At 61.1% G+C, this 13599-nt stretch carries 12 protein-coding genes; 4 read left to right on the forward strand and 8 right to left on the reverse strand.

Features of this window, described 5'->3' with window-relative positions; translation table 11 throughout:
* Window positions 1–24: 24 nt before the first annotated feature.
* From cysG to HU762_RS13505, 6 genes are read right to left on the reverse strand one after another with little or no spacing between them, the layout of a single operon-like run.
* Window positions 25–1419: a siroheme synthase CysG gene (gene cysG / locus HU762_RS13480; protein ID WP_186609273.1), complete on the reverse strand. Its 1395-nt coding sequence runs from the start codon at window positions 1417–1419 to the stop codon at window positions 25–27.
* Window positions 1420–2700, reverse strand: a complete 1281-nt coding sequence (gene serS / locus HU762_RS13485; protein WP_186637630.1) for a serine--tRNA ligase — start codon at window positions 2698–2700, stop codon at window positions 1420–1422.
* Between the two features lie 15 nt (window positions 2701–2715).
* Window positions 2716–3090 carry a fluoride efflux transporter CrcB gene (crcB, locus tag HU762_RS13490; RefSeq protein WP_018608522.1) on the reverse strand — a complete coding sequence of 125 codons (375 nt, stop codon included), beginning with the start codon at window positions 3088–3090 and terminating at the stop codon, window positions 2716–2718.
* Window positions 3087–4412: a replication-associated recombination protein A gene (locus HU762_RS13495; protein WP_186637633.1), complete on the reverse strand. Its 1326-nt coding sequence runs from the start codon at window positions 4410–4412 to the stop codon at window positions 3087–3089. The genes crcB and HU762_RS13495 overlap by 4 nt, the downstream gene beginning before the upstream one ends.
* 29 nt (window positions 4413–4441) lie before the next feature.
* Window positions 4442–5065 carry an outer membrane lipoprotein chaperone LolA gene (gene lolA, locus HU762_RS13500; protein WP_186637636.1) on the reverse strand — a complete coding sequence of 208 codons (624 nt, stop codon included), beginning with the start codon at window positions 5063–5065 and terminating at the stop codon, window positions 4442–4444.
* A 57-nt stretch (window positions 5066–5122) separates the two neighbouring features.
* Window positions 5123–7528 (reverse strand): DNA translocase FtsK, encoded by a 2406-nt coding sequence (locus HU762_RS13505; protein ID WP_186637646.1) that lies wholly within the window; start codon window positions 7526–7528, stop codon window positions 5123–5125.
* Between the two features lie 318 nt (window positions 7529–7846).
* On the opposite strand from HU762_RS13505, the gene trxB reads away from it, so the two are divergent.
* The 4 genes from trxB to infA all read left to right on the forward strand — a co-directional run bounded on the left by trxB (window position 7847) and on the right by infA (window position 10702).
* Window positions 7847–8806, forward strand: a complete 960-nt coding sequence (gene trxB / locus HU762_RS13510) for a thioredoxin-disulfide reductase (RefSeq protein WP_186637648.1) — start codon at window positions 7847–7849, stop codon at window positions 8804–8806.
* Between the two features lie 73 nt (window positions 8807–8879).
* A complete protein-coding gene (gene aat / locus HU762_RS13515; RefSeq protein WP_186637651.1) occupies window positions 8880–9560 on the forward strand; it encodes a leucyl/phenylalanyl-tRNA--protein transferase in 681 nt (226 codons plus the stop codon).
* Between the two features lie 57 nt (window positions 9561–9617).
* Window positions 9618–10325, forward strand: a complete 708-nt coding sequence (locus tag HU762_RS13520) for an arginyltransferase (RefSeq protein WP_186609286.1) — start codon at window positions 9618–9620, stop codon at window positions 10323–10325.
* A gap of 158 nt (window positions 10326–10483) precedes the next feature.
* Entirely contained in the window at window positions 10484–10702 is a 219-nt protein-coding gene (gene infA / locus HU762_RS13525) for a translation initiation factor IF-1 (RefSeq protein WP_002553999.1), read from the forward strand.
* Window positions 10703–10912: 210 nt separating this feature from the next.
* Here infA and clpA read toward each other — a convergent pair whose 3' ends face one another.
* Window positions 10913–13183: an ATP-dependent Clp protease ATP-binding subunit ClpA gene (clpA, locus tag HU762_RS13530; protein ID WP_186637654.1), complete on the reverse strand. Its 2271-nt coding sequence runs from the start codon at window positions 13181–13183 to the stop codon at window positions 10913–10915.
* A 29-nt stretch (window positions 13184–13212) separates the two neighbouring features.
* The gene (clpS, locus tag HU762_RS13535) at window positions 13213–13575 is read right to left on the reverse strand and encodes an ATP-dependent Clp protease adapter ClpS (protein ID WP_053157775.1); all 363 of its coding nucleotides are present in this window, start codon (window positions 13573–13575) and stop codon (window positions 13213–13215) included.
* Window positions 13576–13599: the final 24 nt, after the last annotated feature.

Below are 13599 nucleotides of genomic sequence, written 5' to 3' on the forward strand. Positions count from 1 at the left end.
AAATGGGAACGATCAACCGCTTCTTCAGACCTGCCCCTGAGCCCCTTCGAACCATGCCAGTTTCTCGCGCAGTTGCACCACTTCCCCAACGATCACCAGCGTCGGCGCATGGACCTCGTGCTCGGCCACCAGCCGTGGCAAGTCCGCCAGGGTGCCAGTGAAGACCCGCTGGTTTGACGTCGTGCCTTGCTGGATCAGCGCTGCCGGCGTGTCCGCCGCGCGGCCGTGCTTGATCAGCTCCTCGCAAATGACTGGCAGCCCCACCAACCCCATGTAGAACACCAGCGTCTGCGCCGGGGAGACCAGGTCCGCCCATGGCAAGTCGCTGGTGCCGTCCTTGAGATGGCCAGTGATGAAACGCACCGACTGCGCATAGTCGCGATGGGTCAGCGGGATCCCGGCATAGGCCGCGCATCCACTGGCAGCGGTGATGCCTGGGACAACCTGGAACGGAATGCCATGGGCCGCCAGTTCCTCGATTTCTTCGCCGCCGCGGCCGAAGATGAAAGGGTCGCCACCCTTCAACCGAACCACACGCTTGCCTTGCCGGGCCAAATCAACCAATTGCTGGTTGATCTGGTCCTGGGGCACGGCGTGTTCGGAACGGCGCTTGCCCACGTAGATGCGTTCGGCGTCGCGTCGGCACAGCTCAAGGATCGCCGGGGCTACCAGGCGGTCGTAAAGCACGACGTCCGCCTGCTGCATCAGGCGCAAGGCGCGGAAGGTCAGCAGGTCCGGATCGCCCGGCCCGGCACCCACCAGATACACCTCGCCCGCCGCGTTTGGTGCCTGGCCGTCGATTTTCTCCCGCAGCAGGCGCTCGGCTTCGGCACCCTGCCCCGCCAATTGACGGTCGGCAATAGGACCCTGGAACACTTCTTCCCAGAAAGCCCGACGCTGCTGCACGTCGGGAAACAAGCCTTTGACCTGATTGCGAAAACGCGCCGCCAGCCCGGCCAGTTGCCCGTAGGTCGACGGAATCCAGGTCTCCAGCTTGGCGCGGATCAGCCTCGCCAACACCGGAGCATCACCACCACTGGACACCGCGATGACCAAGGGCGAACGGTCGACGATCGCCGGAAAGATCACACTGCACAGCGCCGGCGCGTCCACGACGTTGACCGGCACGCAACGCTTGTGAGCATCGGCCGAGACCTGGGCGTTGAGCGGCTCGTCATCGGTGGCGGCGATGACCAGGCCGCAGCCGTCCAGGTCCGCTTCCACGTAACCGCGCAGGATGCACTCACCGCCGCTGCCACTGACCAACTCCCGCAACTGCGGCTCGATGTCGGGTGCGACCACCCGCAGCAACGCGCCGGCATCGGCCAGCAAGCGGGACTTGCGCAAGGCAATCTCCCCGCCGCCAACCACCAGCACGCGGCTGCCGCGCAGGTTGTGGAACAGTGGCAAATAGTCCATTTAGCCGATGACCTCGATGCCGCCCATGTAGGGTTTCAACACCTCGGGCACACGGATCGAACCGTCGGCCTGCTGGTAGTTTTCCAGCACTGCCACCAGGGTACGACCCACCGCCAGGCCGGAGCCATTGAGGGTGTGGACCAGTTCCGGCTTGCCGGTTTCCGGGTTGCGGAAACGCGCCTGCATGCGGCGGGCCTGGAAGTCGCCGCAGTTGGAGCACGACGAAATCTCGCGGTACTTGTCCTGGCTCGGGATCCAGACTTCCAGATCGTAGGTCTTCACCGCGCTGAAGCCCATGTCGCCCGTGCACAGCGCCAGGGTGCGATACGGCAGTTCCAGCAATTGCAGGACCTTCTCGGCGTTGGCGGTCAGGCTTTCCAGGGCTTCCATGGATTTCGACGGCTCGACGACCTGGACCATCTCGACCTTGTCGAACTGGTGCTGGCGGATCATCCCGCGGGTGTCACGGCCAGATGCGCCGGCTTCACTGCGGAAGCACGGCGTGTGGGCAACGAACTTGATCGGCAGTTGCTTGGCGTCGACGATCTCGCCGGCCACGATGTTGGTCAGCGAGACTTCGGCGGTCGGAATCAGGTACAGGTCGGCCTCGCCCTCGCGGCTGATCTTGAACAGGTCTTCCTCGAACTTCGGCAACTGGCCGGTGCCCTGCAACGCAGGCGCCTGGACCAGGTACGGCGTGTAGGCCTCTTCATAGCCGTGCTCGGTGACGTGCAGGTTGATCATAAACTGCGCCAGTGCGCGATGCAGACGGGCGATCGGCCCGCGCAGCAGGGCGAAACGCGCGCCCGACAACTTGGCCGCGGTCTCGAAGTCCAGCCAGCCGAATTTCTCGCCCAGCGCCACGTGGTCCTGTACCGGGAAATCGAAGGTGGTTGGCGTGCCCCAGCGGCGCACTTCGACGTTGCCGTCTTCGTCTTCGCCGAGCGGCACCGATTCGTGAGGCAGGTTCGGGATGCCCAACAGGATCGAATCCAGCTCGCTCTGGATCGCGTCCAGTTCGGTCTTGCCGGCACTCAACTCGCCCGCCATGCGCTCGACATCGGCCATCAGCGGCGCGATGTCTTCACCGCGCTGCTTGGCCTGGCCGATGGATTTGGAGCGCGCGTTACGTTCAGCCTGCAGGGCTTCGGTGCGGGTCTGGACGGTCTTGCGCTGTTCTTCCAGCGCTTCGATGCGCGCGACGTCCAGGGCAAAGCCGCGGGATGCCAGGCGGTCCGCTACGTCCTGGAGGTTGCTACGTAACAGTTTGGAATCGAGCATGTCGGTCTCTCGTTATCAAAGTTTGGTCAAGGACAGGCCGGCCCAGGTGGCGAGCAGCCCGCCGAACACGCTGATGGCCGCGTAGCCCAGGGCCAGCGGCACCTGCCCGCTTTCCAGCAGGCGCACCGTATCCAGTGAGAAGGATGAAAAAGTCGTCAGGCCGCCAAGAAAGCCGACCATCAATCCCGCGCGCACCTCGATGGGCACCTCGGGACGAATCAAAAAAAGGCCGTAAAGAACGCCGATCAGCAGACAGCCCACGATATTAACGGCCAGCGTCGCGGTATAGAAGTGCCGTGGCCAATTTGCATTGATCCAGTTGCCCGTGGCGAAACGCAACAGCGTGCCGGCGACGCCACCGGCAGAGACCGCAAGAATCAAGGGGATCAAGGTTTTCTCCGCTGCCGTGGACTCAGTCGGTCCAGCTGTGCCAAATGATTGAGCTTCTCGCCGATCTTCAATTCCAGGCCACGGGGCACCGGTTGATAGAACGACTGGGGCTCGAGTTCTTCGGGAAAATAGTCTTCGCCGGCGGCGTAGGCGTCGGGCTCGTCGTGGGCGTAACGGTATTCTTCGCCATAGCCCAGTTGCTTCATGAGCTTGGTAGGCGCGTTGCGCAGGTGCAACGGGACTTCGAGGGAACCGTGTTCGGTGGCGCTGCGCATCGCCGCCTTGAAGCCCATGTAGACGGCATTGCTTTTCGGCGCGCAGGCCAGATAAGTGATGGCCTGGGCCACAGCGAGCTCGCCTTCCGGACTGCCAAGGCGTTCCTGTACGTCCCAGGCCGCCAGGCACAGGCTCAAGGCCCGCGGATCGGCATTGCCGATGTCTTCGCTGGCCATGCGCACCACGCGTCGGGCCAGGTACAGCGGATCGCAGCCGCCGTCGATCATCCGGGCGAACCAATAAAGAGCGGCGTCGGGGTTGGAGCCGCGTATGGATTTGTGCAGCGCCGAAATCTGGTCATAGAACGCCTCGCCGCCCTTGTCGAAACGGCGTCGGGTATCGCCCAGCAGGCTTTGCAGCAGCTCGACGTCGATCTCGCTGTTGTCTTCGGCGAGGTCCGAGGCGTTTTCCAATAAATTGAGCAGGCGCCGGCCATCGCCGTCGGCGGCGCTGAACAGGATCTGGAAGCCTTCATCGCTGAGGCTGAGCTGACGCTTACCCAGGCCGCGCTCTTCGGTCAACGCGCGATGCACCAGCTTGCGCATCGCTGCCTCATCGAGGCTCTTGAGGACATAGACCCGCGCCCGGGACAGCAAGGCGTTGTTGAGCTCGAACGAGGGGTTCTCGGTGGTCGCGCCGATGAAAATCAGCGTGCCGTCTTCGACGTAGGGCAGGAAGGCGTCCTGCTGGGACTTGTTGAAGCGATGCACTTCATCGACAAACAGGATGGTGCGCTTGCCGTATTGGCCGGCTTGCTGCTTGGCGATTTCCACCGCCTGACGGATCTCCTTGACCCCGGCCAGCACCGCCGACACGGTTTCGAAATGCGCGTCCGAGACTTCCGCGAGCAACCGCGCCAACGTGGTCTTGCCCACGCCGGGAGGCCCCCAGAAAATCATCGAGTGCAAGGCCCCCTGTTCCAGGGCCTCACGCAGGGGCTTGCCCCGGGCGAGCACATGCTCCTGACCGACGTACTCATCCAGGTTGGTCGCCCGCAGGCGGGCGGCCAGTGGCTGGGCAATCGGGGCGCTTCGAAACAGGTCCATCACTGCTTATGCAACCTCCAGGCGTAGGGTTATTCCTGGATCACGTCGGCACCCTTGGGGATGTCGAACTTGAACTTGGACGGGGCGATCGGCTGATTGGCCTTGACCCCGGTAAACAGGATGTTGGTACGCTGGCCGACACTGTCGATCAGTTGCATGTCGTTGACCAGGCCGTTGCGAAACGACAGGCGCAGGCTGTCGAACAGGCTGTCCTTGGTCTTGGGCTTGAGGGTGAAGTCAATCACGCCGCCCGCTTCCTTGGAGGTGATGTCGAAGCTCTGGCTGATCTCGGAGATGTCACCGGAGAGCAGCAGCGCTGGCGTCTGGGTCAGGCGCTGGTCGAGGGTCTTGATCGTCACCTGTTCCAGGTCCGGGTCCCACAGGGAGACTTTCTTGCCATCCGACACCATCAGCTGTTCGGCAGGCGCATCGGTGTGCCAGTAGAACAGCCCTGGACGCTGCAGGGCCATGTCACCCGCCGTTTCCTGCAATTGAGTACCACTGCCATCGAGGGTCAATTGCGAGAAGCGCGCGGTCAGGGTCTGGGAGCCGCCCAACAACTGGGTCAGGCGGGCCACGTCCTTTTCGCCGGCATGGGCCGACAAAGTGGTCACGGCCAATACGGGCAAAAGCAGCATGCGAATCAGGCGCATGGGAGTCCTCATGAATTCGTGGGGGGCGAGCGACGTGTCACCACGCCGCCCGGGTCATCAGTCGCGCATCGGGCCCGGCGCCAGTACTTCGCGCGAGCCGTTGGTGTTCATCGCCGTCACCACACCGGCCATTTCCATGGCTTCGATCATGCGTGCGGCGCGGTTGTAACCGATCTTCAGCTTGCGCTGTACGGCGGAAATCGAAGCCCGGCGGCTTTCCAGGACGAACTGCACCGCCTCGTCATAAAGCGCGTCGGTTTCGGCGTCGTCGTCGCCGCCACCGCTGCTGCCTTCAAAACCGCTACCGGCTTCTTCGACACCGGCAAGAATGTCGTCGTTATATTCAGGCGCGCCGCGCAGCTTCCAGGCCTCTACCACGCGGTGCACTTCGTCATCGGAAACAAACGCACCGTGCACGCGGATTGGCAGGCTGGTACCGGGCGGCATATAGAGCATGTCGCCGTGGCCCAGGAGTTGTTCGGCGCCGCCCTGGTCGATGATCGTCCGTGAGTCGATCTTGCTCGACACCTGGAATGCCATGCGCGTCGGAATGTTGGCCTTGATCAGACCGGTGATCACATCCACCGATGGCCGCTGGGTCGCGAGGATCAAGTGGATACCGGCCGCACGGGCCTTCTGGGCGATACGGGCGATCAGCTCTTCGACCTTCTTGCCGACGATCATCATCATGTCGGCGAATTCGTCTACCACAACGACGATGGTCGGCAGCTTGTGCAGCAATGGCGCTTCGTCGTGGATGTTTTCGCGGTGATACAACGGGTCGGTCAACGGCGTACCGGCTTCCTCGGCCTCCTTGACCTTGGCGTTGAAGCCCGACAGGTTGCGCACGCCCATCTTTGCCATCAGCTTGTAGCGGCGCTCCATCTCGGCAACGCTCCAGCGCAGGGCATTGGCCGCGTCCTTCATGTCGGTGACCACTGGGCACAGCAAATGCGGAATGCCCTCGTAGATCGACAATTCGAGCATCTTCGGGTCGATCATGATCAGCTTGGCGTCTTCCGGGCCGGACTTGAACAAGATCGACAGGATCATCGCGTTCACCCCCACCGACTTACCGGAACCGGTGGTACCGGCCACCAGCAGGTGAGGCATTTTCGCCAGGTCGGTGATGACCGGCTTGCCGCCGATGTCGTGGCCCAGGGCCAGGGTGACCGGCGACTTGTGGTTATCGTACTCAGGGGTGGACAGCACTTCGGAGAAACGCACGATCTGGCGGTCTTCGTTGGGAATCTCGATGCCCACGGTGGTCTTGCCGGGAATCACTTCCACGACCCGGACGCTGGTCACGGCCAGGGAACGCGCCAGGTCCTTGGCCAGGTTGGAGATGCGGCTGACTTTCACGCCGGCGGCCGGCTGGATTTCGTAACGGGTAATCACCGGACCTGGATGGATCGAATCCACCGAGACCTCGACCCCGAACTCCTTGAGCTTGATTTCCAGCAGGTGCCCAACGGCCGCCAGGGATTCGGGAGAATAATTGAGTTGCTTCTTCTCGGCAGGGTCCAGGATCGAGATCGGCGGCAAGGTGCCTTCCACCGCGCTGTCGACGAACAGCGGCGCCTGTTTTTCCTTCTGCACGCGCTTGCTTTGCTCGGGCGGCTTGGTCGGGGCCATGGTGATGACCGGCGGCACCTGTTTTTCCCGCTCGGACATGTGTTTGCTCAGGGCCTGCTCGCGTTCGATCAGGCGTTCCTTGACCTTGGCCTGCTCGCGTTTGTCCGGCGTCGTCGGGGCCACCACGTCGTGGACGCGGTCGTCGACTTCACGCAGTTGCGCCACCAGTTGCTTGCGCTCGTTGCGCGCCGTCCACCAGCGGTTCAACGCGCCCTGGATCAACTCGATCAGGTCGAGGGTGATCTTGCCGGTGACGTCCATGACCTTGAACCACGACAGGTCGGTGAACACCGTCAGGCCGAACAGGAACAGGGCGATAAAGAGCAAGGTACTGCCTTGGATATTCAGGGCATTCCTGGCCAGGTCGCCGAGGCTTTCCCCCAGCGCGCCGCCCGCCCCGGCCGGCAAGCCGGTGGGTGCATGGAAATGGATATGGGCCAGCGCGGCACCCGACAGCACGAGGAACACCAGGCCGATCAGGCGCCAGGAGAACAGCCAGCCGCTCCACTGCCACGGCTCATGGCGCTGGCGAAAAATCTGGTAGGTCTTGATCGCCAGCAGCAACGGGAAAATGTAGGCGAAATAGCCCAGCACCATGAACAGGATGTCGGCGCTGTAGGAACCGGCCGGACCGCCAAAATTCTGCACGTCTTCGATCTTGCTGTTATGGCTCCAGCCCGGATCGTCCTTGCCGTAGGTCAGCAAGGCCATCATCAGGAACAGGCACAAGGCACCGATGGCGATCAACGCACCTTCCTTGAGCCGGTAGTGCAATTGTTGGCGCCAGAGCGGAACGATTGTCTTGGGTGCTGCGGTGGATTTCTTCAAAACGCTTCTTTTCCTGCGCCAATGGCGCGTCCATCTGTTGAATGACTATAAAAAACTGCCCATGACGAGCAGGTAAAAAAGTGAATGTGCACAACCGGTACTACTTTTACCACTGTGGCATGCGTCCGGAAAACCGCAGGTGTTGCCGAAGATTTGATCTTTTGCCGCTCCTGCGTTCAAAACTCAAGCATTGTACGGGTTTGTCACGCCCGAGGCATTGCTCGTACGCTCGGCGACAGCATAGCCAGAAACAGGGGTTGATGGGCGCCAATTTGAGCATGCATTCTCTTTTGTGACAAAGGCTTATGAGGTGTTTTTATGAGCGAAGCGAAGCATTCACGCCTGATTATTCTCGGTTCCGGCCCCGCGGGGTACAGCGCAGCTGTCTACGCCGCCCGTGCCAATCTCAAACCCGTCGTCATTACCGGCATGCAGGCCGGTGGCCAGCTCACGACCACGGTGGAAGTCGATAACTGGCCCGGCGACGTCGAGGGCCTGACCGGACCGGTGCTGATGGAGCGCATGCAACGGCACGCCGAGCGCTTCGACACGCAGATCGTCTACGACCATATCCACACCGCCAAGTTGCAGCAGCGTCCGTTCGAACTGGTCGGCGACAGCGGCACCTACACCTGCGACGCACTGATTATCGCCACCGGCGCCTCTGCCCAATACCTCGGCCTGCCCTCGGAGGAAACCTTCGCCGGCAAAGGCGTTTCAGCCTGCGCGACCTGCGACGGTTTCTTCTATAAGAACCAGGTAGTGGCGGTGATCGGCGGCGGCAATACCGCAGTGGAAGAAGCCTTGTACCTGTCCAACATCGCCAAGGAAGTGCATTTGGTTCACCGACGGGACAAGCTACGCTCGGAAAAAATACTCCAGGACAAACTCTTCGACAAAGCCGCCAGCGGCAACATCCGGCTGCACTGGAACCAGAACCTGGACGAAGTGCTGGGTGACGCCAGCGGCGTGACCGGCGCGCGCCTGCGGCACAGCGAGACGGGCGAAACCAGCACGCTGTCCCTGGCCGGGGTGTTCATTGCCATCGGACATAAACCCAATACCGACTTGTTCCAAGGCCAGTTGCAGATGCGCGACGGTTACCTGATCGTACGCGGCGGCAGCGAGGGCAATGCCACCGCCACCGACATCGAAGGCATTTTCGCCGCTGGCGACGTGGCCGATCATGTCTATCGACAAGCCATTACGTCGGCCGGCGCCGGTTGCATGGCCGCACTGGATGCAGAGAAGTATCTCGATGACATTCCGACCGTTTGACGGTTAACCTCTAGGCCGGGCACCGATCCCTTCGGGGCCCGGCCACCCTACCCTTCTGCACGCCCGGATAACGATGCTCACTTGGTTACAACGCAACACATTCGATTTCCCGCCATTGGAAAAGGCCATGCGCGACCCCAATGGCCTGCTGGCTGCCGGCGGGGACCTGTCTGCCGATCGGTTGATCCAGGCCTATCGTCACGGCTGCTTTCCCTGGTTCTCGGAGGGCCAACCAATCCTTTGGTGGTCGCCGGACCCGCGTACGGTGCTGTTTCCCGACGAACTGCACGTCTCGCGCAGCCTGAACAAGCTGTTGCGCAAGCAACGCTATGAAGTGACGTTCGACCGGGATTTCGCCGCTGTCATCAAGGCGTGCGCCGCACCCCGCGATTATGCCGACGGCACTTGGATCACCGACGCCATGCAGACCGCTTATCTGGAATTGCACCAGCGCGGCTTCGCCCACTCGGTGGAAGTCTGGGATCAGGGCGCATTGGTGGGCGGCCTGTACGGCCTGGCGATGGGGCAACTGTTTTTTGGCGAGTCGATGTTCAGCCGGGCCGACAACGCGTCGAAATTCGGCTTCGCAACCCTGGTCCAACATCTCAAGGAAGCGGGTTTCGTGCTGATCGACTGCCAGATGCCCACCGAGCACCTGCACAGCCTGGGTGCGCGATCGATTCCGCGCGCAGCGTTCGCCGGTTACCTGAAGGCCCACCTGGATCAGCCCAACCGTGCCTCCTGGGTTTGCTGAGCGATATTCGCGCTCCTGGCTTACACTTCAATTGAAGTTTATTTCCGAGGGTCGATCATGACTGAGTTGGCGCGCTTGAAGTTCTATGCCACTCAACCCCACTCCTGCAGTTATCTGCCTGAGGAGCAGGCCACGACGCTGTTCCTCGACCCTAGCCAGCCCATGGATGTGCATGTCTACGCAGACTTGTCGGAGATGGGTTTTCGTCGCAGTGGCGATCATCTCTACCGGCCCCATTGCCAGCATTGCAATGCATGCGTTCCCGCGCGCATCCCGGTGGCTCGATTCACGCCCAATCGCCAGCAGAAGCGCATTTTCAAGCGCAACGCCGACCTGCAGGTTCGGCCGGCCAAGCCACAGTTCAGCGAAGAATACTTCGACCTGTACCAGCGTTACATCGAACAGCGCCACGCCGACGGCGACATGTACCCACCCAGCCGGGACCAATTCTCGACCTTCCTGGTACGCGACCTGCCATTTTCGCGGTTCTATGAGTTTCGCCTCGAAGGCAAGTTGATGGCCATCGCCGTCACCGACCTGCTGCCCAACGGGCTGTCCGCGGTGTATACCTTTTACGAGCCCGACGAAGAAAAACGCAGCCTCGGACGCTACGCAATCCTTTGGCAAATCAACGAATGCCGGCGCCTGGGCCTGGAAGCGGTCTACCTGGGCTACTGGATCAAGAACTGCAAAAAAATGAACTACAAGACCCAATATCGGCCCATTGAATTGCTGATCAACCAGCGGTGGGTTGTCTTGAACTAAGGCAGCTCGCGGGTTCTTGCTCGGTCCCGGCGCCAGCCTCATTGATGAACCTCCCAAGAACCCCTTGGCTTGCCCCCCCTTTTTCGGGCACAATGCACGCCGCTTTTGCCTGGCGCAGTTGCACCGGGCCATTCACTGGATACCGAGGGCTTTACTGCATGTCGAAAGAAGACAGCTTCGAAATGGAAGGCACTGTCGTCGACACCCTGCCCAACACCATGTTTCGTGTGGAGTTGGAAAATGGGCACGTCGTAACCGCGCATATCTCCGGCAAGATGCGCAAGAACTACATTCGTATTCTTACCGGTGACAAAGTGCGCGTCGAGCTGACGCCCTATGACTTGAGCAAAGGGCGCATCACTTACCGCGCTCGCTAACAAGTCAATACAAAACGCCCGGCTCATGTCGGGCGTTTTTGTTTGTGGATCGTTCCCACGCTCCGCGTGGGAATGCAGCCAGGGACGCTCTGCGTCCCAAAAGCCGAACGCGGAGCGTCCGTTGAGGCGCTCCCACGCGGAGCGTGGGAACGATCCCAACACACAGCAAAAAGGCGCCTTTCGGCGCCTTTTGCTTGATACAGCTAACGGTCAGGCCATTTCGGCCGTGGTTTCGAAGTCGAACGTCAGCTCGCCGTCCTTGATGTCGATGTGGACCACACCGCCATGCTCGGCCAGTTCGCCGAAGAGGATTTCCTCGGCCAGCGGACGCTTGATCTTGTCCTGGATCAGGCGAGCCATCGGCCGCGCGCCCATCGTCACGTCGTAACCACCTTCCGCCAGCCAACTACGAGCCGCATCGGTGACTTCCAGCAATACGCGCTTGTCTTCGAGCTGCGCCTGAAGTTCGGTAAGGAACTTGTCCACCACGCTCTTGATGACTTCATGACTGAGGCGACCGAACTGGATAATGGTGTCCAGGCGGTTGCGGAATTCAGGCGTGAAGCTCTTCTTGATCACTTCCATCGCATCGGACGAGTGGTCCTGATGGGTGAAACCGATCGAAGCGCGCGCCGCGGTCTCGGCACCGGCATTCGTGGTCATGATGATGATCACGTTGCGGAAATCCGCCTTGCGCCCGTTGTTATCGGTCAGCGTACCGTGATCCATGACTTGCAGGAGCAAGTTGAAGACTTCCGGATGCGCCTTCTCGATCTCATCGAGCAACAGCACGCAGTGCGGTTGCTTGGTAATCGCCTCGGTCAGCAAGCCGCCCTGGTCGAAACCGACATAACCTGGAGGCGCACCGATCAGACGCGAAACGGTGTGACGCTCCATGTACTCGGACATGTCGAAGCGCACCAGCTCGATGCCCATCGCCTTGGCCAATTGCCGCGCCGCCTCGGTCTTGCCGACACCGGTAGGACCGGCGAACAGGAACGAACCCACCGGTTTGTCCGGCGACTTGAGACCGGCGCGGGACAGCTTGATGGCGGTCGACAGCGAGTCGATGGCCGCATCCTGGCCGAACACCGTCAACTTCAGGTCGCGCTCCAGGTTACGCAGCAATTCCTTGTCGGAACTCGTGACGTGTTTTGGCGGAATCCGCGCGATTTTCGCAACGATGTCCTCGACTTGCGGTACTTCGATGCGCTTGACGCGTTTCTCCACCGGCTGCAGGCGCTGGTAGGCGCCCGCCTCGTCGATCACATCGATGGCCTTGTCCGGCATATGCCGGTCATTGATGTAGCGCGAGGCCAGTTCGGCGGCGGCGCGCAGGGCTTCATCGCTGTATTCGATGCCGTGATGCAGCTCGAAGCGGCCCTTGAGCCCGCGCAGGATACCGATGGTGTCTTCCACCGACGGCTCCGACACATCGACCTTCTGGAAGCGCCTCGCCAAGGCACGGTCCTTCTCGAAGATCCCGCGGAACTCCTGGAACGTGGTCGAGCCAATGCAGCGGATATCGCCCGACGACAGCAACGGCTTGAGCAGGTTGGATGCATCCATCACGCCACCCGACGCCGCCCCCGCACCGATAATGGTATGGATCTCGTCAATGAACAGGATCGCCTGGGGACGCTTCTTCAGCTCGCCGAGCAACGCCTTGAAGCGCTTCTCGAAGTCACCGCGGTATTTGGTACCGGCCAGCAAGGCGCCGAGGTCGAGGGAATACACCACGCTATTGGCGAGCAGGTCCGGCACCTGATTGTCGACGATGCGCTTGGCCAGGCCTTCGGCGATCGCGGTCTTGCCGACGCCCGCCTCGCCCACCAGCAGCGGGTTGTTCTTGCGACGCCGAGCCAGGATCTGCGCGACACGCTCGACTTCCGACTCGCGCCCGACCAGCGGGTCGATACGCCCCTGGCGCGCCAGTTCGTTCAGGTTGCTGGCATAGGCATCCAGCGGATTGCCCGAAGAAGAAGACTCACCGCCCTCGTCGTCCTGCATATCCTGCTCACCCTCGGAATGATCGCCATGCCCCGGCACTTTGGAGATGCCATGGGCGATGTAGTTGACGACATCGATACGTGCAACGCTCTGCTGCTTGAGCAGGAAAACCGCCTGGCTTTCCTGTTCACTGAAGATCGCGACCAGCACGTTGGCTCCGGTCACTTCACGCTTGCCCGAGCTCTGTACATGAAAGACAGCACGTTGCAGGACACGCTGGAAGCCCAGGGTTGGCTGGGTTTCGCGATCCTCATCGTGGACGGGGATCAATGGCGTGGTGGAGTCGATGAACTCCTGCAAATCATGCTTGAGTTTATCGAGGTTTGCGCCGCAGGCACGCAAAACGGTGGCGGCAGCCTCGTTATCCAATAGGGCCAGCAGCAGGTGCTCGACGGTCATGAACTCATGACGCTTCGAACGAGCCTCCTTGAAGGCAAGATTGAGGGTGACTTCGAGCTCGCGGTTTAACATAGCTTCACCTCATACCCAAGTGGTCGGCGTTAACCGTCCTTCTCGATTTCACAGAGTAGCGGATGCTGGCTTTCCCGGGCGTACTGGTTGACCTGCATGGCCTTCGTCTCGGCGATGTCGCGGGTAAACACTCCACATACTGCCCGTCCCTCTGTATGGACGGCCAGCATGACCTTGGTCGCCAGCTCGCGATTCAGGTTAAAAAACACCTCGAGCACTTCGACGACGAAATCCATCGGTGTGTAGTCATCGTTGAACAAAACCACCTTGTACATCGGTGGTGCCTGTAACGCCGGCTTTGCTTCCTGAACAGCAATGCCTGCGGAATCGTCGTCATGTTGATCCGGGCGATCCTGATTGAATGTTAGTCGAATCTGGCTGATTGCATGCATGGAAAGAAAGGTTCGTTTAGTTAG

This window comes from Pseudomonas sp. SWRI92, assembly GCF_014268685.1.
GTDB lineage: Bacteria > Pseudomonadota > Gammaproteobacteria > Pseudomonadales > Pseudomonadaceae > Aquipseudomonas > Aquipseudomonas marvdashtae.